The organism is Streptomyces sp. NPDC059355 (assembly GCF_042752335.1).
GTDB lineage: Bacteria > Actinomycetota > Actinomycetes > Streptomycetales > Streptomycetaceae > Streptomyces.
Genome location: NZ_JBHYXN010000013.1, coordinates 93,774 through 112,402 on the forward strand (window position 1 = coordinate 93,774; position 18,629 = coordinate 112,402).

18 protein-coding genes and 1 pseudogene are annotated in these 18,629 nt (G+C 74.0%); 15 read left to right on the forward strand and 4 right to left on the reverse strand.

All coding sequences use genetic code 11. The features are described from left to right. The first annotated feature begins 16 nt into the window (after positions 1 to 16). From ACFXGI_RS15355 to ACFXGI_RS15375, 5 genes are all read left to right on the forward strand, one after another. Positions 17 to 1,546 carry a PLP-dependent aminotransferase family protein gene (locus tag ACFXGI_RS15355; protein WP_384706142.1) on the forward strand — a complete coding sequence of 510 codons (1,530 nt, stop codon included), beginning with the start codon at positions 17 to 19 and terminating at the stop codon, positions 1,544 to 1,546. A 116-nt stretch (positions 1,547 to 1,662) separates the two neighbouring features. Further along, on the forward strand, positions 1,663 to 3,249 hold the full coding sequence (locus ACFXGI_RS15360) for a glycosyltransferase family 2 protein (protein ID WP_384706144.1): 1,587 nt from the start codon (positions 1,663 to 1,665) through the stop codon (positions 3,247 to 3,249). Between the two features lie 114 nt (positions 3,250 to 3,363). Next, the gene (locus ACFXGI_RS15365; RefSeq protein WP_384706146.1) at positions 3,364 to 3,795 is read left to right on the forward strand and encodes an LAETG motif-containing sortase-dependent surface protein; all 432 of its coding nucleotides are present in this window, start codon (positions 3,364 to 3,366) and stop codon (positions 3,793 to 3,795) included. 15 nt (positions 3,796 to 3,810) lie between these two features. Then, a complete protein-coding gene (locus tag ACFXGI_RS15370; protein WP_384706148.1) occupies positions 3,811 to 4,512 on the forward strand; it encodes an RNA polymerase sigma factor in 702 nt (233 codons plus the stop codon). Beyond that, on the forward strand, positions 4,509 to 5,018 hold the full coding sequence (locus ACFXGI_RS15375) for a hypothetical protein (protein WP_384706150.1): 510 nt from the start codon (positions 4,509 to 4,511) through the stop codon (positions 5,016 to 5,018). The genes ACFXGI_RS15370 and ACFXGI_RS15375 overlap by 4 nt, the downstream gene beginning before the upstream one ends. Positions 5,019 to 5,106: 88 nt before the next feature. Here ACFXGI_RS15375 and ACFXGI_RS15380 read toward each other — a convergent pair whose 3' ends face one another. After that, positions 5,107 to 5,559 (reverse strand): MarR family winged helix-turn-helix transcriptional regulator, encoded by a 453-nt coding sequence (locus tag ACFXGI_RS15380; RefSeq protein WP_030872271.1) that lies wholly within the window; start codon positions 5,557 to 5,559, stop codon positions 5,107 to 5,109. Between the two features lie 199 nt (positions 5,560 to 5,758). On the opposite strand from ACFXGI_RS15380, the gene ACFXGI_RS15385 reads away from it, so the two are divergent. The 4 genes from ACFXGI_RS15385 (at position 5,759) to ACFXGI_RS15400 (ending at position 9,708) form a co-directional block, all read left to right on the forward strand. Next, the gene (locus tag ACFXGI_RS15385; protein WP_384706152.1) at positions 5,759 to 6,979 is read left to right on the forward strand and encodes an MFS transporter; all 1,221 of its coding nucleotides are present in this window, start codon (positions 5,759 to 5,761) and stop codon (positions 6,977 to 6,979) included. 65 nt (positions 6,980 to 7,044) lie between these two features. After that, the gene (locus ACFXGI_RS15390; protein ID WP_384706154.1) at positions 7,045 to 7,482 is read left to right on the forward strand and encodes a heme-binding protein; all 438 of its coding nucleotides are present in this window, start codon (positions 7,045 to 7,047) and stop codon (positions 7,480 to 7,482) included. 70 nt (positions 7,483 to 7,552) lie between these two features. After that, positions 7,553 to 9,214, forward strand: coding sequence for a glycoside hydrolase family 20 protein (locus ACFXGI_RS15395; RefSeq protein WP_384706156.1), 1,662 nt, complete (start codon positions 7,553 to 7,555; stop codon positions 9,212 to 9,214). Between the two features lie 62 nt (positions 9,215 to 9,276). Further along, positions 9,277 to 9,708 carry a GNAT family N-acetyltransferase gene (locus ACFXGI_RS15400; protein ID WP_384706158.1) on the forward strand — a complete coding sequence of 144 codons (432 nt, stop codon included), beginning with the start codon at positions 9,277 to 9,279 and terminating at the stop codon, positions 9,706 to 9,708. 25 nt (positions 9,709 to 9,733) lie between these two features. Here the strand turns inward: ACFXGI_RS15400 and ACFXGI_RS15405 are convergent, their stop codons facing one another. Continuing rightward, a complete protein-coding gene (locus ACFXGI_RS15405) occupies positions 9,734 to 10,045 on the reverse strand; it encodes a DUF3040 domain-containing protein (protein WP_384706160.1) in 312 nt (103 codons plus the stop codon). Positions 10,046 to 10,162: 117 nt separating this feature from the next. Further along, positions 10,163 to 10,987, reverse strand: coding sequence for an endonuclease I family protein (locus tag ACFXGI_RS15410; RefSeq protein ID WP_384706162.1), 825 nt, complete (start codon positions 10,985 to 10,987; stop codon positions 10,163 to 10,165). A gap of 261 nt (positions 10,988 to 11,248) precedes the next feature. On the opposite strand from ACFXGI_RS15410, the gene ACFXGI_RS15415 reads away from it, so the two are divergent. Beyond that, on the forward strand, positions 11,249 to 11,815 hold the full coding sequence (locus ACFXGI_RS15415; protein WP_384706164.1) for a DJ-1/PfpI family protein: 567 nt from the start codon (positions 11,249 to 11,251) through the stop codon (positions 11,813 to 11,815). Between the two features lie 66 nt (positions 11,816 to 11,881). Here the strand turns inward: ACFXGI_RS15415 and ACFXGI_RS15420 are convergent, their stop codons facing one another. Next, entirely contained in the window at positions 11,882 to 12,697 is an 816-nt protein-coding gene (locus tag ACFXGI_RS15420; protein ID WP_384706166.1) for a glutamate ABC transporter substrate-binding protein, read from the reverse strand. A gap of 422 nt (positions 12,698 to 13,119) precedes the next feature. Here ACFXGI_RS15420 and ACFXGI_RS15425 point away from each other — a divergent pair. The 5 genes and pseudogenes from ACFXGI_RS15425 (at position 13,120) to ACFXGI_RS15445 (ending at position 18,617) form a co-directional block, all read left to right on the forward strand. Beyond that, a pseudogene (locus ACFXGI_RS15425) lies at positions 13,120 to 13,192 on the forward strand. A gap of 69 nt (positions 13,193 to 13,261) precedes the next feature. Next, positions 13,262 to 14,401 (forward strand): gala protein, encoded by a 1,140-nt coding sequence (locus tag ACFXGI_RS15430; protein WP_384706168.1) that lies wholly within the window; start codon positions 13,262 to 13,264, stop codon positions 14,399 to 14,401. Further along, positions 14,398 to 16,176, forward strand: a complete 1,779-nt coding sequence (locus ACFXGI_RS15435) for an ankyrin repeat domain-containing protein (protein WP_384706170.1) — start codon at positions 14,398 to 14,400, stop codon at positions 16,174 to 16,176. Before ACFXGI_RS15430 ends, ACFXGI_RS15435 begins: the two co-directional genes overlap by 4 nt. Next, entirely contained in the window at positions 16,173 to 17,369 is a 1,197-nt protein-coding gene (locus ACFXGI_RS15440; protein ID WP_384706172.1) for an AAA family ATPase, read from the forward strand. Before ACFXGI_RS15435 ends, ACFXGI_RS15440 begins: the two co-directional genes overlap by 4 nt. A 72-nt stretch (positions 17,370 to 17,441) precedes the next feature. Next, positions 17,442 to 18,617, forward strand: coding sequence for a VWA-like domain-containing protein (locus ACFXGI_RS15445; RefSeq protein ID WP_384706282.1), 1,176 nt, complete (start codon positions 17,442 to 17,444; stop codon positions 18,615 to 18,617). The last annotated feature ends 12 nt before the right edge of the window (positions 18,618 to 18,629 follow it).

The following is an 18,629-nucleotide window of genomic DNA, read 5'->3' on the forward strand; positions in this document are numbered from 1 at the left end:
TGCAAGCATTGGTCCCGTGAACAGGGCCAATGACCATCACTCCGAGGGGTCCGAAAGCACCCGCCCGGCAGGCGGCTCGGACTTCCTCCAGCTGGACCTGCGGGAGGTGGCGCCGGGCGGCCGCACGGAACGCCTGACGGCCCGCATCCGCTCGGCGATCGCCGACGGCACGCTCCCGCTGGGCAGCCGGCTCCCCCCGAGCCGGGTGCTGGCGGCGGAGCTGGGCGTCTCCCGAGGGCTGGTCACCGAGGCCTACCAACGCCTGGCGGACGCCGGCCAGGTCCGGGGCAGCGGCCGCGCGGGCACGACGGTGGTGGCCGCCCCCCTGGTGCCGGACCTCCCCGCCGCGGCCGTTCCGCCCGATCGGCTCGCACCGGCCCGCCCCGACGGCCCGGGCGCCCCGGGCGGCCCGTTCGGGGCGGCGGACGGCGGGGCGCTCGTCGACGCCCTGCGGGCCGTGCCGTGCCGGATCGACCTCTCGCCGGGGGTGCCCGATCTCACCGCCTTTCCGCGTACGGCCTGGCTGCAGGCCGAGCGGCGCGTGCTCGCCGCGCTCACCCCAGGCGACTTCGGCTACGGGAACCCGCAGGGCGCGCCCGCGCTGCGGACGGCGGTCACCGGCTGGCTCGCCCGCAACCGCGGGATCCGCGCCGATCCCGACGAGGTCGTCGTCGTCGCGGGCGTCGCCCAGGCGCTGGCCCTGGTGGCGTACGTCCTGCGCGAGGGCGGCGTACGGAAGGTCGCGGTGGAGGACCCCGGCTCGCTCGGGGCCCGACAGCAGCTGGAGTACGGCCGGCTGGAGACCGTGGCGGTACCGGTGGACGAGGGTGGGCTGGACACCGCCGCACTCCGGGGGAGCGGAGCCCCGGCGGTGCTGCTCACCCCGGCGCACCAGTTCCCGACCGGGGTCGTGCTCGACGGCGAACGCCGCCGGGAACTGCTCGGCTGGGCCGCGGCCGGGGGACTGGTCGTCGAGGACGACTACGACGCCGAGCACCGCTACGACCGCGCACCCGTCCCCGCGCTGCGCGCTCTGCTGCCCGAGGGCGTCTGCTACGCCGGGAGCGTGTCCAAACTGCTGGCCCCCGCGCTGCGGCTCGGCTGGCTGCTGGTCCCGCCGCGCCTGCGCGAGGCGGTGATCGCCGCGAAGCGCTACGCCGACCTCGGCAATCCGGTCCTCGCCCAGCTGGTGCTGGCCCGGCTGATGGACTCGGGCGAGCTGGAGCGCCACCTGCGCTTCGTCCGGCGCCGTCACCGCCGCAGGCGGGACGCCATGCTCCGGGCGGTCGCCGCGCACCTGCCGGGCGCCCGGGTCCACGGCGCGGCGGCGGGCCTGCACCTGATGGTCACCTTCGACGGCGCGGCCTTCGAGGACACCGCCCTCGCGGCCGGGGCCCTGGCCCTCGGGGTCAAGGCGCACCCGCTGTCCTGGCACCGCATCCGACCCGGCGCCCCCGGCCTGGTCCTCGGTTACGCGGCGAGCCCCCCGGGCGAACTGGAAGAAGGCGTCGCCCTCCTCGGCCAGGCCCTGTCCCGCCTGCGCTGACCCCGGCGGAACGGGCACCGCCGCCCGCCCCCGGGGGTGCGGGCGCCGGGCACCCGTGAGCCGGTTCGGACCGGCCCCCTCCGGAGGCGGTGAAGCGGAACTTTATGCTCAGGTGCATGCACCACGCGTCCGTCCCCGACATCACCGTGATCATCGCCGTCTACAACGCGATGCCCTACCTGAACGAGTGCCTCGACTCCGCGCTCGGCCAGAGCCTGGGGGCCGAGCGGCTGGAGGTCATCGCGGTCGACGACGGCTCCACGGACGGCAGCGGCGCCGAGCTGGACCGCTACGCCGCCCGGTACCCGCAGGTCCGGGTCCTGCACCAGCCGAACTCCGGCGGCCCGGGCGGGCCCCGCAACCGGGCCCTCGACCTGGCCCGCGGCCGGTACGTCTTCGTCCTCGACGCCGACGACTTCCTCGGCCCCGAGGCCCTGGAACGGCTCCTGGCCATGGCCGAGACCCAGGGCAGCGACGTCGTGCTCGCCAAGCAGGTCGGCCTCGGCCGGACGGTGTCGGAGAAGGCCCACCGGCACGCCGAGGAGGCCGGGCTCCACACCTCCGAGGTCTACCGCTCGCTGCACTCGGCCAAGCTGATGCGCCGCCAGGTCATCGAGGACGCCGGCCTGCGCTACCCGGAGGACCTCTGGTACGGCGAGGACCAGGTCTTCGTGACCGAGGTGTTCCTGGCCGCCGGCAAGATCTCGGTCGTCGGCGACTACGACTGCTACTTCCTGCGCCGCCGCGACGACGGGCAGAACATCACCGCTCGCCCCCGCACCGCGAGCGAGACGGTGGCGCACATCGAGCGCGTCATGGCCCTGGTGGCCGAGCGGGTCCAGGACCCGCTCGGGCGGCGCCGGATGCTCGGCCGGCACTTCCGCAGCCTGCTGCGCACGGCACTGCGCCCGGCCGTCGAGGCCCGCCACGAGAACCCCGGCTTCACCGCCGAGGTGTACGAGCGGGCGCGGGCGCTCGTGCAGACGTACTGGCGCCCGGAGATGGGCGGCGAGCTGCCGCCGATCGACTGGATCCGGCTGTACGCCTTCGCCTGCGGCCCGCTGCCCGCCTTCGAGCAGCTGATGGAGTACGACCCGGCCGAGGAGCCGGCGCGGGAGATCGTGGACGACGGCCGCGTGTACCGCTGCTACCCGCTGTTCCGGGACCCCGCGGCGGGTCTGCCGGACGTGCTCTTCGACGTGACCGACAAGCTCAGGACACAGCACCGGCTCTCGTCGCTGACCTGGCCGGGCGGCGGCCGCGTACGGCTGACCGGCCACGCGTACATCCAGTCCCTCGGGACCGGCCGCATGCAGAGCGAGCTCCTGCTGCGGGCGCGGGAGTCGGGCGACGAGCACCTCGTCCCGCTCCTCGCCCGACCGGCCCCGGAGCTCACCGAGCAGAACCCGGAGCTGATGATGGCCGGCTTCCTGGCGGAGCTCGACCTGGCCACGCTGGCCGACGGCGGGCCGATACCGCCGGGCACCTGGGACTGCTTCCTGAACGTACGGGCGGACGGGGTCACGCGTACCGTCCGGCTCGGCCGCCGGCACGCCCCGGAGCTCGACCGCACGGCCCGCCGCGCCAAGGTCCTGGCCCGCGACCCGGGCGGCGCCACGGAACTCACGGCCGCCGCCTTCTTCACCACGTACGGAAACCTCAGCTTCGAGGTGGTCCGCAGGATCCCGCTGCCCTCAGTCTGAAAAAATTCTTCGGAACCGGCGGCAACCTCTTGGGGGGTCGCGCGTCGTGCGGGGGTGAAGGGCGGCATTCCGAGCCCTGCACCGACCCTGACCCGACCGTGGAGAACCACTGTGATGAACCTGAAGCGCGTCCCCTCGACCGTCCGCCGCGCGGCCGTCACCGCTGCCGCCGCCGGGGCGGTCCTCGCGCTCGCCGGTCCCGCCTTCGCCGCCCAGGGGGCCTCGGCCGCCCCGTCGCCCGCCCCCAGCGTGTCGTCGAGCGCCACGCCCACCCCCTCGCGCAGCGTTCCGCCGACCGCGGCCCCGAGCGCCAAGCCCACGCCCTCGCGCAGCGTTCCGCCGACCGCCGCGCCGAGCGTCCAGCCCACGGGACGGCCCAGCGCGTCCCCCAGCGGGGCGCCCGCCGCGGCCCCTTCGCAGGCCGGTGACGAGCTCGCGCATACTGGCTCCTCCTCCACCAACACCGCCATCGGGGCCGGGGCCGCCGTGCTCATCGCCGCCGGCGCCGGCACCCTGTACGCCGTCCGGCGCCGCGCCAACGGCTGAGAACCCGGGAATCCAGTGCTCCACCTCGCAACACCCGCACCCTCCGCACGCCCCGTCACGCTCGGCTTCGGCCGGGCGTGGCGGGGCTCGTGGTCGTGGCGGGCCCTGTGGTCGTCCGTGCTGCGCCGCGAGCGCGCCACCCCGCGGACCGCCCGGCCGTACGGGCACGGGCACGGGCACACGTACGGTCAGGAGGCCGCGTACGACGGCGACCTGCGCGGCGAGGCGCCGCAGCCCACCGTCACCGAGCTCTACCACGCACACCGGCTGCGCATGGTGCGGCTGGCGGTGCTGCTCGTCGACGACCTGGCCACCGCCGAGGACGTGGTCCAGGACGCCTTCACGGCCCTGTACCGGCGCCACGGGGAGCGGATCAGCGAGGTCGACAACGCGCTGGGCTACCTGCGCACCGCCGTCGTCAACACCTCCCGGTCCGTGCTGCGCCGCCGTCGCACGGCCCGTGCGTGGATCCCGCCCGCGGCGGCGGACATCCCGTCCGCGGAGGACCACGTCGTCCTCGACGAGGCACACCGCGAGGTCCTGGCCGCACTCGGCCGGCTGACCCCGCGCCGCAGGCAGGTCCTCGTACTGCGCTACTGGGCCGATCTGAGCGAAGCGGAGATAGCGACCACCCTCGGGATCAGCCGGGGCTCGGTGAAGTCCAACGCGAGCCGCGCCCTGGACGCGCTGGAAAAGATTCTGGAGGGACGGATATGACGCTCGGCGAACGCCCCGTCGAAGGCAGGCTGCGCCAGGCCCTCGACGCCCGTGCGGCCGGGATCACCGTCCGCGAACTGCGCCCCGCGGAGCCGCCGGGTCTGCATGCCGGGCTGCCCGCCGCACGGCTGCGGCTGAACCTGCGCCGGTTCGCGCTGCCGCTCGCGGGACTCGCCGCGGCCGCCGCCGCGGTGGCCGGGTACCTCGTACTGGGCCCGGATCCGTCCCCGGCCCGGCCGGTGCCGCCTGCCTCGCCGCCCGAGTTCACCGGACCCGGGCCGTCTCCGGAATCCGGTACGGGGACCGGCAGCCCGCATCCGTCGGTGAGCCCGTCCCCGACCCCCTCCCGGCCCCCCGCGACCCGCTCGGCCCGCGAGCCGTCGCCGACCCCGTCGGGTGGGCGTTCCGCGGCCCCGCCGTCGAGGTCGCGGCCCCCGTCCGCCCTCCCGTCGTCCTCGCCGCTGCCGTCCTCACCATCCCCGAGCGCGTCACCGTCCAAGAGCTAGGCCGGGGCCCAGGCCCGGCCTGGGGAGTGCCGTCAAAGTGGCGTCGGCCGGCCGAGCCGCCGGCCAGACGGGACCTTGACGACACGACCTAGGCGGGGGTGTTCTCCACCGCCGCGACCAGCGGGGCGAGTTCGGGGTTGCGGCCGGCCTCGGCCAGCGCCTCGCGCAGTGCGGTGTCGTTCGTCGGCCGGGCAGCGGCCAGCAGGGTCAGGCCCGCCTCGCTCACGTCGGTGTAGATGCCCCGGCGGTCCGTATCGCAGATGTAGCGGTTCAGCAGCCCGCGGTCCTCGAGCCGGCTGACCAGCCGGGTGGTCGCGCTCTGGCTCAGCACCACCGAGTCGGCCACCTGGTGCATCCGCAGGTGGCCGCCCGGGCCGCTGTGCTGCCGGCTCAGGACGTCCAGCAGCGAGTACTCGCGCACGCTCAGCCCGTGGCCGGCCTGCAGGGCCCGCTCGATGTGCGCCTCGATCCGCCCGTGCAGCAGGGAGAGGGCGCACCAGCCCTGGGCGAGGCCGGTGAGTGCGCTGTCGGTGGCCGTCATGGCTGCTCCCTGCTCCTTCACACCGCTTCCGGTGTTCCCGTCCCCGCGTTCCCACGGGTGCCCTCCCAGGGTAGGACACTGCCGCAATAGCCCGCGCTTGCAATTATCCCGCGTCTGCAATTAATGTGGACGCATGTAAGCGGCGACGGCAAGTGCCGCGGACTGCACCACCACCTCCCCCTTGAAGGGCACCCCCCTCATGCCTCTCGCACTCCTCGCCCTGGCCATCGGGGCCTTCGGGATCGGCACCACCGAATTCGTGATCATGGGCCTGCTCCCCGAGGTCGCCGCCGACTACGGCACCTCGATCCCCACCGCCGGCTTCCTGGTCACCGGATACGCCCTCGGCGTCGTCCTCGGCGCCCCGCTCATGACCGTCCTCGGCACCCGCGTCCCCCGCAAGCGCATGCTGATGCTGCTCATAGGCCTGTTCATCGCGGGCAACGTGCTCTCCGCGCTCGCCCCCGCCTTCGGCGTCATGCTCGCCGGGCGCGTCGTCGCCTCCCTCGCCCACGGAGCCTTCTTCGGCATCGGCTCGGTGGTCGCCGCCGGGCTCGTCGCCCCCGAGAAGAAGGCCGGCGCGATCGCCATGATGTTCACCGGCCTGACCGTGGCCAACGTCGTCGGCGTCCCGCTCGGCACCCTCGTCGGCCAGACCCTCGGCTGGCGCGTCACCTTCCTGATCGTCGCCGCCCTCGGCATCCTCGGCCTGCTCGGCATCGCCAGACTGGTCCCCGAGCTGCCCCGGCCCGAGGGCGTCCGGATCCGCCACGAGCTGGCCGCCTTCCGCAACGTCCAGGTGCTGCTCGCGATGGCGATGACCGTCCTCGGCTTCGGCGGCGTCTTCGCCGCGATCACCTACATCACGCCGATGATGACCAACGTGGCCGGATTCGCCGACACCTCCGTCACCTGGCTCCTCGTCCTCTTCGGCCTAGGCATGGTCGCGGGCAACCTCATCGGCGGCCGCTTCGCCGACCGCGCCCTGATGCCGATGCTGTACGTGTCCCTGGGCGCCCTGGCCGTCGTCCTGGCCGTGTTCACCCTCACCGCCCACAGCAAGACCGGCGCCGCCGCCACGATCGTCCTGATCGGCGCGCTGGGCTTCGCGACCGTGCCGCCGCTGCAGAAGCGGGTCCTCGACCAGGCCGCCGGCGCCCCGACGCTGGCCTCCGCCGTCAACATCGGCGCCTTCAACCTCGGCAACGCGCTCGCCGCCTGGCTGGGCGGGATCGTCATCGCCGCCGGCCTCGGCTGGACCGCCCCGAACTGGGTCGGCGCCGCGCTCGCCGCCTCCGCCCTGGTCCTCGCCCTCGTCTCCGGCGCGCTGGAGCGCCGTACGGCCGCCCGCCCGGGCACCGACGGCCGGGCCGTCAAGGCCGGAGCCCCGGCGTCCGCCCCCGTGGCCGCCCACCACTGATCCACGACCCCTCGTACGGCAGCCCCCGTACGACACACCCCGCACCAGGATTCAGGAGAACCCGCATGTCCGGCACCACCACCCCTGCCCGTACCGCCGTCGCCCCGCTGACCACCGAGGACGCCGAGCTCCTCGTCTCGGCGGCCCGCGCCGCAGCAGAGCGGGCCGGGGTCACGGTCAGCGTCACCGTCCTCGACGCCGGCGGCCACCCGCTCGCCTTCCGCCGCGACGACCGCGCCGTGCTGATATCCGGCGAGACCAGCACCCGCAAGGCCTTCACCGCCCTCCAGCTCGACGCCCCGACCGCCGACCTCGTCGACGCCGTCCGGCCCGGGGGGCTCTTCCACACCCTGCCCACCGCCCTCGACCGGCCGCTGCTGTTCATCGCGGGCGGGCTGCCGGTCCACCGCAACGGCCGCCTCATCGGTGCCATCGGCGTCGGCGGCGGCGCTCCCGACCAGGACCACGGCTTCGCCGCGGCCGCCGTCGAAGCGCTGGTCTGAGGCTCCGACCCGGCCTCCGGGTCGCGCGCCCCTGTCCCCCATGCCACTTTGGTACGGGGGACAGGGGTGCATGATGCGAGAGTCCAGTCAGGTCCGGTCCAGGCAGGTCAGGCGGAGCCACGTCGTCGCCACGGCGGTCGTGGCCGCGCTGGTCTCCCTCGCCGTGCCGGGGTGCACGGCCGCCTCCGACGAGGCCCGCAGCCCCGGGGACGCCGGTACCGCCGGCTCCACCGCCCCCGCCGGCACGGCCTCCGCGCGCAGCGCCCCGGTACCCTCGCCGACCCCGTCGTACGCCCTGTCCACGGCCCCCCGCACCATTCCGGCCGTACGGGAGCACACCCCGGCCCGCGGCCCCGGCTGGAAGCCGGCCGCGGGCGCGCGGGTCGGCGTACCGCCCGCGAACGCGGCGGCCCTCGCCGACGAGGGCAAGCTGCTCGCCGGCGAACTGGGCATGGGCTTCGCCGAGACCGCCGACCCGCGCCCCGGAGACGTGGAGTTGGCCCTCGGCGCCAAGAACTCCGGACCGCCCGAGTCGTACACGCTGACCGTCCGGGGCGGCCGGGTCCGGGTCACCGGCCCCGACGAGGCCGGGGTCTTCTACGGCACGCGCACGCTCAAACAGGCGGTGAAGTCCGCGGGTTCGGCCCCCGAGGGCACCGTGCGCGACGCTCCGGCCAAGCCGCAGCGCGGCCTGAACCTGGACATAGCGCGCAAGAACTTCACCGTCGGCTGGATCGAGGACGAGATGCGCCGCATGGCCGACCTCAAGCTCAACCAGCTCGGCCTGCACTTCTCCGACGACCAGGCCTTCCGGATCCAGTCCGACACCCACCCCGAGATCGTCTCCACGCCCCACCTCAGCAAGGCCGACGTCCGGCAGATCACCGCCCTCGCCGCCCGCCTGCACATCACGGTCGTCCCCGAGCTCGACTCGCCCGGCCACCTCGGCGCCGTGCTGCGCGCCTACCCCGCCCTCCAGCTGCGCGACGTACAGGGCAGGGCGGTGAAGGGCGCCGTGGATATATCGAACCCGGCCTCGGCCAAGCTCATCGACGAACTGCTCCGCGAGTACCTGCCGCTGTTCCCCGGCCGGTATTGGCACCTGGGGGCCGACGAGTACCAGGCTCTGGTCTACCGCGACCCGCAGGCCTCCTTCCCGCAGCTCGCCCGGGCGGCCCGGCAGAAGTACGGACCTTCGGCGCGCATCCAGGACCTGGCCGAAGGGTGGCTCAACGACCGTGCGGACGTGGTGCGTCCGGCGGGCAAGGCGCCCAAGGCGTGGAACGACGGCTTCTTCGCCGGAGGAGTGGTCCAGGCGGCCAAGGACATCCAGGTCGAGTACTGGACGGGCAAGGAGACCGGGGCCCGGCCGCCGCTGGAGTACCTGCGGGAGGGCCGCAAACTGGTCAACCTGAACGACGAGTACCTCTACTACGTGCTCGGCCAGCCGAACCAGTTCACCTACCCCACCGGGAAGCGGATCTACGAGCAGTGGACCCCGCTCGTGCTGCGCGGCACGACCCCGGTGCCCGACCGGTACGCGGCGCAGATCCTCGGCGCCCGGCTCGCCGTGTGGTGCGACCTGGCAGGAGCCCAGACCCAGGCGCAGGTCGCCGAGGGGATACGGCTGCCGCTCGCGGCGCTCTCCCAGAAGGTCTGGGACGCCCGCCCGCCGCAGCCCGCCTGGACCGGGTTCAAGGCGCTCGCCGACCGGCTCCAGCCGCCGGGCTGACCCGTCCGGACGTTCCGTAAAATCGCTGGCCCGAGCCCTGCCCGCGTTGCTTGGATGCCGGGATGAACTCGGAACTGCCGGACGGCTGTGAGCTGTCCACCGACCCCGCCCGACTCGATGCCGAGCTGATCCACCGCTGGCTGTCGCAAGACTCGTACTGGGCCCTGGGCCGCAGCAGGGAGAAGCAGGACGAGGCCATCGCGCACTCCCTGAACTTCGGCGTCTACGACACCGCCTCGGGCGCCCAGCTCGGCTACGCCCGCGTCGTGACCGACCGGGCCACCTTCGCCTGGCTGTGCGACGTCTACGTGGACCGCGCCGCACGCGGCAGGAACCTGGGGACGGGCCTCGTCGCCGCGATCCGCGACCACCTGGCCCCGTACGGGCTGCGCCGGGTGATGCTCGCGACGGCCGACGCGCACGCCGTCTACGCCAAGGTGGGCTTCGAGCCCCTGGCGGACACGGAGAAGTGGATGCTGTTCGGCGAGCAGTAGCCCAGCGGTCGCGCCGGGACACCCCCTACGACCGCTCTGCGTGCTCCCGGAGCTGCCAGCGGCGGCGGATCCACCGGCCGGCCAGCGGCAGGGCCAGGACCACGGTCAGGGTCCAGGTCGCGGCGAACCCCCAGATCAGCGGGGGCGACACGGTGACCGCGGCCGCCACCAGCAGGGCCAGGGTCAGCGCGGCGAGGAGGCAGGCGGCCAGGACGCGGTACCGCGGGCGGGTGTGCGCGGCGCGCAGGATCCGCTGCAGGGAGCGGTCCGCTTCGAGGTCGGCCTCGATCGCCGACAGGGCGCGCCGCTCGTGGTCGGACAGTCCGGCTCCGTCCATGGCGACCTCCATCGGCCGGCGTCGCCGGGCGGCGCGCACCACAGCCTCTGGCCTGCGAATACCCGGCAGGGGGCGGCCCAACCCTCGCGGGCCGTCCCCCGGCTGCCGGGGGCGGGGTCACCAGATGGAGTTGACCCACTCCGGGTGGTCGATGAACGGGTTCCGGTTGTGCTGGAACTGGTCGAATATGACCTGGTTGCGGCGCTGCTCGAAGGCGTCCGGCGGGTCCTGCTGGTTCCACTGCTTGAGCACGCTGATCCGGCCGATCGCCGGGGCGGTGCCGTTGTTGACCTTGTCGTTGACTTCCAGGTTCGCGAAGCCGTCGCCGCCGTCGTAGCGCACGGCCATGTAGAGCAGCATGCGCGCGACATCGCCCTTGACCGCGTCGCGCGGCTCGAAGGAGTCGGAGTCGGTGAAGCTGCCCGGGGCCTCGGCGACGGGGCTGCCGCCCATGTCGAAGTCCTTGTTGCCGCGGGTGCTGTTGACCGTGACGTCCTCGGGGCGCAGGTGGTGAAGGTCCGTGCCCGGGCCGGTGGCCGTGCCGAAGTCGCCGTGGCTCTTGGCCCAGACGTGCTCGCGGTTCCAGTCGTTGACGCCGCCGCCGTTGGTGGACTTGGACTGGGAGCGGCCGGAGTAGACGAGGATGACGTTGTTCGGGTTCGCCGGGTCCTGGTCGGTCACCTTCAGCGCGTTCCACACGCCTTCGTAGGTCACCTTGGACTGGGTCTTGATGATGTTGTGGAGCGCGGTCTTCAGCGCGGCTCCGCTCTTGCCCTCGGCGGCCGCGTAGTACGCGTCGGCGGAAGCGCCGGTGGTGGTGGCGGCAGTGTCGGCGTGGGGAGCCGCCGTGCGCTGGGAGTCGGCCGACGCGGTGGCCGGAATGAGGGCCAGGGTCGCGACGGCGAGGCCGGCGACCCAGGAGGCGCGTGGGGAGATTTTCATGATGTGGGGGATACCTCTTCGCAGGCACCGCCCCCGCCATGGCAGTTGGCGGGGCGTCAGGTGGCAGAGCCGAGGCTCACATTGTCATGTTCCCAACAGATGAAATCCATGTGTCGGAAGGCCGGATTCTGCCCCCGGCGGCCACTGGGCCGAACGGGTGAGGGCCCCTTGGCAGAACGCTCCGCCGCGGGCACGGTGGCGGGGGCCCCGGCCGGGGCCGTGGACCGTGCACACCGTGAACACCCCTATCGGGAGCAGCCCATGGCAGTGAAGATCCTCATCGTGACCGGCGACGCGGCGGAGTCGCTGGAGGTCCTCTACCCGTACCAGCGCCTGCTCGAGGAGGGGTACGAGGTCCACATCGCGGCGCCGGCGGTCAAGAAGCTGCGGTTCGTGGTGCACGACTTCGAGGAGGGCTTCGACACCTACACCGAGAAGCCCGGCTACACCTGGCCCGCCGACGTGGCGTTCGCCGACGTGGTGCCCGAGGAGTACGCGGCCGTGGTCGTCCCGGGCGGCCGGGCGCCGGAGTACCTGCGCAACAATCCCGAGGTGCGGCGGATCCTGGCGGCCTTCACCGGCGCCGACAAGCCGGTCGCCCAGATCTGCCACGGCCCGCTGATCACGGCCGCGAGCGGCGCTCTGGAGGGCCGCCGGGTGACCGCGTACCCGGCGCTGGAACTCGACATGAAGGCCGCCGGGGCCGCGTACGAGGACTCCGAGGCGGTGGTCGACGGGACGCTGGTCTCGGCCCGCGCCTGGCCCGACCACTCCGCCTGGATGCGGGAGTTCCTGAAGGTGCTGCGCGCCAAGGCCCCGCTGGCCTGACGTACCCGAGAGCCGACGAGGCCCCCGGCTCCGACCGATCGGAGCCGGGGGCCTCGTCGGCGAACGTCAGCTGCCCGTCGTGATCTGCGGGGCCGGCTCGTTCTTGTAGTTGGCCGGGCCGAAGTTCTTCTTCACCGCGGCCTCCCAGGAGCCGTCCTGGACCATCTTCCGCAGGGCGGCGTTGATCTTGGTCTGGAGGTCCTTGTTGCCCTTCTTGACGCCGATGCCGTAGTTCTCGTTGCTCAGGCTCAGCCCGACCAGCTTGAACTTGCCGGTGTTGGCCTTCTGGGCGGCGTATCCGGCCAGGATGGAGTTGTCCGTGGTGAGGGCGTCGACCAGGCCGTCCTGGAGCGCGACGACGCACTCCGAGTACCCGTCGAGCTCCAGGACGCTCGCCTTGGGGGCGAGCTTCTCCTTGACGTTCTGCGCGGAGGTGGAGCCGGTGACCGAGCAGAGCTTCTTGTTGTTGAGGTCCTCGGCCTTGGTGATCGTGTTGTCGTCGGCGCGGACCAGCAGGTCCTGGTGCGCGAGGAAGTACGGGCCGGCGAAGTCGACCTTCTCCTTGCGCTTGTCGTTGATCGAGTAGCTGGCCGCGACGAACTTGACCTCGTTGTACTGCAACAGCAGCTCGCGGTCGGAGCTGTCGACCTTCTTGAACTCGATCTGCTCCGGCTTGTAGCCCAGCTCCTTGGCGATGTACGTCGAGACGTCCACGTCGAAACCGGAGAAGGTGCCGCCCTGCTCGCGCAGCCCGACGCCCGGCTGGTCGAACTTGATGCCGATCTCCAGGTTCCCCTTGGGGCCGCTGTCACCGCCGCACCCGGAGGCGGTCAGGGCGAGGCCGACCACTGCGACCAAAGCACCGGCCTTGGGAACCTTCATGCTGCACTCTTTCCTCAGGGGCCGCGGGATGCGCTGCGGGGATCGCCGGCAGCGGGGGGAACCGCGGATTCGTACGAAGGCGTCAAGAAGAGTCGTGACGCGTGTACGAGGAAGCTAGGAAGGCGCCCGGCGCGGTGTCACTGCAATTGAGCAAAACTTGAGGTAACGATCCGGCGCGAGCGGCGTTTCTCCGGCGAATTGTGCATCGATCGGGATAAAGGGGGCCGGGCATGGAATGAATTCGGTACGGATGGCCGGAAACATGCTGCACTGGCCGAAGATTCGCAAGTCCGTTTTATCTGGACATTTCGGCTGCCTGTGTCCGGCATCCCGGCCGAGGTGAAACCGCTGGGCGACCGGCCCGCGATCGTTCAAACTGGTGATCGAGTTCAGGCCTGCGGATGGGTATGATCTGCCGCAGCAAGGCCGTAGCGCAGAGGTCGTCGCGCCCACGCATCGAGCTGGAGGACGTCGGTTCGAATCCGACCGGTCTTGCGTCTTCTTGATGCTTTTTCCCATGTCGTTGTGGACGCCGGGCACCGGCGAAGGACCGGTGGAGTGGTGATGACACAGCCGACACCCGTACGGTGCCCCGCGATCGAGCACCCCGACCTGCCGATCGCCGATCCGGCCGGGCTGGACCCGCTGCTCGCACGGCTCGCCGCGGAGCGTGCCGTCGAGGCCGACGAGGCGTTCCCGGTCGGAACCCTGCGCGCGGACGGCCGAGTCGACCTGTGCAAGCAGGGCCTCGGACCGGCCGGCGCCGCCCGGGTGGCCGCCGTCGCCGCCGCATCCGCCCACGCCCGGCACCTGCTCCTCGGCACCAACTCCATCGGCGACGAGGGCGCCCGTACGCTCGCCGGCGCCCTCACCGACGGACACGGACTGCACACCCTCTACCTGGGCTGCAACCGCATCGGGCCCGACGGCGTGACCGCCCTCGCCGAAGCCCTCGCGGACGACACCGGTGTCAAAGCGCTGTGGCTCAAGCGCAATCCGGTCCTCGAAGACGGCGCCCGGACCCTCGCCGCCCTGTTGCGCCGCAACCGCACCCTGCGCACCCTCGACCTGGTCAACACCGGCATCGGAACCGACGGCGTACGCCTCCTCCTCGACGCCCTGCGCACCCGCGAGACCCCGCTCGAACGCCTCTTCCTCGGCGGCAACGGCCTCACCGCCGAGGCCGCACCGCTGCTCGCGGCGCTCATCCGGGAGGCCGGGGTGCGCGAGCTGTACCTCCCGGCCAACCACCTCGGCGACGAAGGCACCGCGATCCTGGCCGCCGCCGCGGCCGCCGACCCCGCGCGCCCCGTCCGCCTCGGCCTCGGCGGCAACGGCATCGGCCCGGCCGGCGCCCGGTCCCTCGCCGGCGCCCTCGGCGGGATCGAAGCCCTCGACCTCGGCCGGGCCATGTCCGAGCGCAGCCTCGGCTCCGCCGGCAACGACACCGGTGACGAGGGCGTGTACGCCCTGGCCGCCGCCCTCCCCGGCAGCCCGCTGCGCCGCCTCGAACTGCGCCACACCGGGCTCACCGGGCGCGGTGCGAAGTGCCTGCTGGCCGCGGTGCCCGAGGACTCCCCGCTGGAGTACGTGGGCCTCGGCCCCGGACTGCCCCGCAAGGTGAAGCGGTCCTTCAGCGCCCGCCTGCGGCCCGCCCGGCCCGCCCACCCCGACCTCGGCGCGATCACGAGCGTGTACCGGTGAGCGCCCGCACCGAACTGCCCGGCGGGTTCCTGACGGAGGACGGCCCGGCGTGGCAGCGGATCCGCCGCCACGCCGTACCCGGCTGGATGATCGAGCGCGCCACCGCGCACCGGCTGGCCGGCGACTGGCGGGCGGCCTGCACGGCCGCCGCCGTGGACGTCCGCCTCGACCTGTCCGGGCTCGCCGCCCGCCACGGGGCCCCGGTGGCGGAAGCGCTGGAGGAGGACCTGCGCCACCTCGCCCCGGACCTGGTGCGCTGGCACCTGCCCCGGGTCCTGGGCGGCCGCACGACCATCGAGCCCGACGTGCGCGTCCTGCTCGCCCGCTACGGAGCCGGCGCCGACGCGCCCGTGCTGTCCGTGACCACCGGCGCGATGATCGACGGTCCGCAGCGGCTGCGGCTGCACTGCGCCCCGGTCAGCCCGGCCGAGCTCGGCCGCCTCCACTCCGGAGCCGTCGGCGAACCGCGTGTCGAGGACTGGACCGCGGTCCGCCCGCTCTGGGACGCCCGGCACACCGCCGCACTGCGCGAACGCCACACCGGCGGCGCGGACCGGCTCCCCTTCTTCCGCCCGGACGGCACCCCCGTGCCTCCCGGCGGGCTGCCCACCGCCGATCCCGGCGCGGCCGACCCGGCCGGGCACGCCGAGTGGACGGCCCTGCTGCACGCCCGCGGACACCACGCCGAGGCGTACGAGGCCGCCGGCGTCGAGCGGGACCTGACCGAGCCCGAGGAGGTCCCGCGGTACGGCCGCGTGGGGGGCCCCGAAACCGTCATGGGCTCTTCCGCGATCGACCTGACACGGCTGGCGGCGGAAGTGCGCCGTCTCGCCGCGGCCGGCTCCGGCGACCGGTTCCGGCTGCCCGTGCACTGGCGCGGCAACCTGCTGGTGGAGCCCGCCGGCTCCGGTCCGGGCGACCGGCTCCGGGCCAGGGTGGCCGGCTGGGACGAGCTCAAGGACGTGCCGCGGCTGCCGCTGTTCGCCTGGAAGCGGCTCCCCGACCTCGAACTGGTCCGCACCGGCCGGATCGCCCCGGGCGAACTCCACCCGCTCGTCGCCGCGGCCCTGTTCCCCGCGGCCGGCCCCGCCGCCGGTCCGCCCGGCCCCGCCGAGGCCGAGCCCGTACGGGTGCGCTGCCGCGGCGAGTGGCACCAGGTCCGCTCCCAGGGAGGGGTGCTCGACCTGCTCCCGCACAGCCCCGAGGAGCAGCGACGCGAGCGCGCCATGCGGGCGTTCGGCGGAGCGATCCAGGGCTGCTTCGCCGTGCAGCAGATCTGGACCACGGGTGAGGGACGGCTGCCGCGCGCCCTCCGGGAGGAGCGGCGGGAGCTGTTCCTGCGCGCCCAGCACGGGGACACCCCCGGCGTCGTCGCGCTGCTCGACGCCGGCATGGACCCCCGGGTCCGCGACGCCCGCGGGCGCACGCTGCTGCACGAGATGCACCTCCTCGACCACGAGGTGCTCCTGCCGCGGCTGCTGGCGGCGGGCCTGGACCTGGAGGCCCGGACCAAGACGGGACTCACCCCGCTCCAGCTCGCGGTCCAGTTCGGGGGCTCCGCGGAGCTGGTGCGGGCGTACCTCGCGGCCGGCAGCCGGATCGACGTCCTCGACGAGGCGGACCTGTCGCTGGGCCAGGTGGTCCGGCGCTACAAGCGCACCGATCTCCGCTTCCTGCGCAGCCGGGTGGAGGAGGAGTTCCCGGACATCGGCTCCGAGTGGTTCGACGAGTACATGGAAGAGCGCGAGGCCGACGAGGAGCCCGAAGAGGTATGAGCACCGAGCCGCAGCAGCTGCGGGCCCTGGCGGCCGCAGACGCCCTGGGCGCCCGACTCCGCGCCACCCGCACCGAACCCGCGACCAACCCGCAACTCGAAGCGCTGGCCCTGGCCGTGACGGCCAATCAGCCCGTCCTGCTGTGGGGCGAGCCGGGCATCGGCAAGTCCGCCGGCATGCAGCAGCTCGCCACCGCCCTCGGTGTCGGGCTGGAGACCGTCATCGCCAGCGTCCACGAGCCCTCCGACTTCGCCGGGCTGCCCATCGTCGGGGACGACCCGGCGACCACCGGCGTGCCCATGGCCCCGCCGGACTGGGCGGTCCGCCTCGCCCGCACCGGCCACGGACTGCTGTTCTTCGACGAGCTGTCCTCCGCCCCGCCCGCCGTGCAGGCGGCCCTGCTGCGCGTGGTCCTGGAGCGCCGGATCGGCAGCCTCGTCCTGCCCGAGTCCGTACGGATCGTCGCCGCGGCCAATCCGCCCTCCAGCGCGGCGGACGGCTGGCACCTCAGCCCGCCGCTGGCCAACCGCTTCGTCCACCTCGACTGGACCCACAGCCCGCGCACCGTGGCCCGCGGCCTCGCCGGCACCTGGCCCGAGGTGGCCATCCCGGCCGTCGACCCCGCCCGCGCCTCCGGTGCCGTCGCCCGCGCCCGCGGCGTGATCTCCGGCTTCCTGACCGCCCGGCCCGGCCTGGTCCACCACATGCCGAACGAGGCCGAGGGCCGCGGCCGTGCCTGGCCCTCCCCGCGCACCTGGGAGATGGCGCTGCGGCTGCTGGCCACCGGGTACGCGGCCGGCGCCGGCCGCGAGGCCCTGGCCGCCGCGCTCACCGGGGCCGTCGGGGACGCGGCCGGGATCGAGCTGCTCTCGTACGTGGAACACCTCGACCTGCCCGACCCGGACCGGGTCCTCGCCGACCCGGACGCCTTCGCCCTGCCCGAACGCGGCGACCGGCAGCTGGCCTTCCTCATCGCCGTGGTCGCCGCCGTCCAGGGCGAGCTCACCCGGCCTCGCTGGGAGGCCGGCTGGGCGGTCCTCGCCAAGGCGGTCGACGCGGGCGTGCCCGACGTGGCGGCGCGGGCCGCCACCGACCTGGCCGCCATGCGCGACCTGGACTGGCCGGTGCCCGCAGGGATCGACGCGTTCGTCGAACTGCTCCAGCTCTCCGGCGCCCTGCCGGGCGGCCGCTGACGGGCGGGGGAGCGTGCCCATCGACAGCCCGACGCGCGGCGCGCCCGAGGACGGAGCCCCCGCGCAGGCCCGCTGGACCGGGCGAAGCTGCTGGCCGCCCGGTACAAGGCGGCCGAGGCCCGGCCGTACCTCGCCTCCGCCCTGTACGCGCTCACGGTGGTCCCCTCGGCCGGGGTTCCGACGATGGGTGTGGACCGGTACTGGCGCTGCTACGTCTCGCCGGCCTTCGTCGACGCGACGCCGGTCGCGGAACTGGCCGGGGTGTGGATCCACGAGGTGGCCCACCTGCTGCGCGACCACCACGCCCGCGCCGACCGGCTGCCGGCCGCCGACCAGCGCGACCGCCGCCGCGTCAACATCGCCCAGGACTGCGAGATCAACGACGACCTGATCGCCGACGGGCTGGCGCTGCCCGAGGGGCGGATGGAGCCCCGGCTGTTCGGCCTCGCCGCCGGCGGGATGTTCGAGACGTACCTGTCCGCGATTCCCGCCACCCCGCCGCACGCACCGGACTGCGGCTCGGGTGCCCACGGCACGCCGATGCCCTGGGAGCTGGGCGAGGCCGCGGGTCCCGCCCGGATCGGCCCGGTCGAGGCGGAGGCACTGCGCCGGCAGACCGCCCAGGCCATGCGCGCCCACCAGAAGGTCCGGGGCAGGCTCCCGGCCGGCTGGCAGCGCTGGGCGCAGGAGCTGCTGGAGCCCACCGTCGACTGGCGCCGCGCGCTGTCCGGGGCGGTACGGGAGGCCGCCGCCTGGGCGGGCGGGGCCGTGGACTACACGTACCGCCGCCCCTCGCGCCGCACTCCGGCGCTCGGCGGCCGCGTGGTGCTGCCCAGCCTGCGCCGGCCGCTGCCGAGGGTCGCGATCGTCGTCGACACCTCGGGGTCGATGGGCGAGGACGAGATCGCCGCCGCGCTCGGCGAGGTCACCGGCGTGCTGCGGGAAGTGGGGGTGCGCGGCAACCGGGTCGCCGTCCTGGCCTGCGACGCGGACGTGCATGCCGTGTCCCGGGTGACGAGCACCGAGCAGGTGACCCTGGCCGGGGGCGGCGGCACCGACATGCGCGTCGGCATCCGCGCAGCGCTGGCGGCGGCGGAGCGGCCGAACATCGTCGTCGTCCTGACCGACGGGTACACGCCGTGGCCGGACGAGACCCCGTCCTGCCGGCTGATCGCCGCGCTGATCGGGGCCGAGGCGCCGCAGCCGCCGGGCTGGGTGGAGACCGTACGCGTCCTGCCCGCGCCCTGAGGGACGGACGGC

Coding starts and splice junctions, on each gene's coding strand:
- ACFXGI_RS15375 (WP_384706150.1), top strand. CDS start 4,509: ATGACGCTCGGCGAACGCCCCGTCGAAGGCAGGCTGCGCCAGGCCCTC.
- ACFXGI_RS15430 (WP_384706168.1), top strand. CDS start 13,262: ATGACACAGCCGACACCCGTACGGTGCCCCGCGATCGAGCACCCCGAC.
- ACFXGI_RS15420 (WP_384706166.1), bottom strand. CDS start 12,697: ATGAAGGTTCCCAAGGCCGGTGCTTTGGTCGCAGTGGTCGGCCTCGCC.
- ACFXGI_RS15395 (WP_384706156.1), top strand. CDS start 7,553: ATGATGCGAGAGTCCAGTCAGGTCCGGTCCAGGCAGGTCAGGCGGAGC.
- ACFXGI_RS15440 (WP_384706172.1), top strand. CDS start 16,173: ATGAGCACCGAGCCGCAGCAGCTGCGGGCCCTGGCGGCCGCAGACGCC.
- ACFXGI_RS15390 (WP_384706154.1), top strand. CDS start 7,045: ATGTCCGGCACCACCACCCCTGCCCGTACCGCCGTCGCCCCGCTGACC.
- ACFXGI_RS15365 (WP_384706146.1), top strand. CDS start 3,364: ATGAACCTGAAGCGCGTCCCCTCGACCGTCCGCCGCGCGGCCGTCACC.
- ACFXGI_RS15385 (WP_384706152.1), top strand. CDS start 5,759: ATGCCTCTCGCACTCCTCGCCCTGGCCATCGGGGCCTTCGGGATCGGC.
- ACFXGI_RS15400 (WP_384706158.1), top strand. CDS start 9,277: ATGAACTCGGAACTGCCGGACGGCTGTGAGCTGTCCACCGACCCCGCC.
- ACFXGI_RS15405 (WP_384706160.1), bottom strand. CDS start 10,045: ATGGACGGAGCCGGACTGTCCGACCACGAGCGGCGCGCCCTGTCGGCG.
- ACFXGI_RS15380 (WP_030872271.1), bottom strand. CDS start 5,559: ATGACGGCCACCGACAGCGCACTCACCGGCCTCGCCCAGGGCTGGTGC.
- ACFXGI_RS15360 (WP_384706144.1), top strand. CDS start 1,663: ATGCACCACGCGTCCGTCCCCGACATCACCGTGATCATCGCCGTCTAC.
- ACFXGI_RS15415 (WP_384706164.1), top strand. CDS start 11,249: ATGGCAGTGAAGATCCTCATCGTGACCGGCGACGCGGCGGAGTCGCTG.
- ACFXGI_RS15410 (WP_384706162.1), bottom strand. CDS start 10,987: ATGAAAATCTCCCCACGCGCCTCCTGGGTCGCCGGCCTCGCCGTCGCG.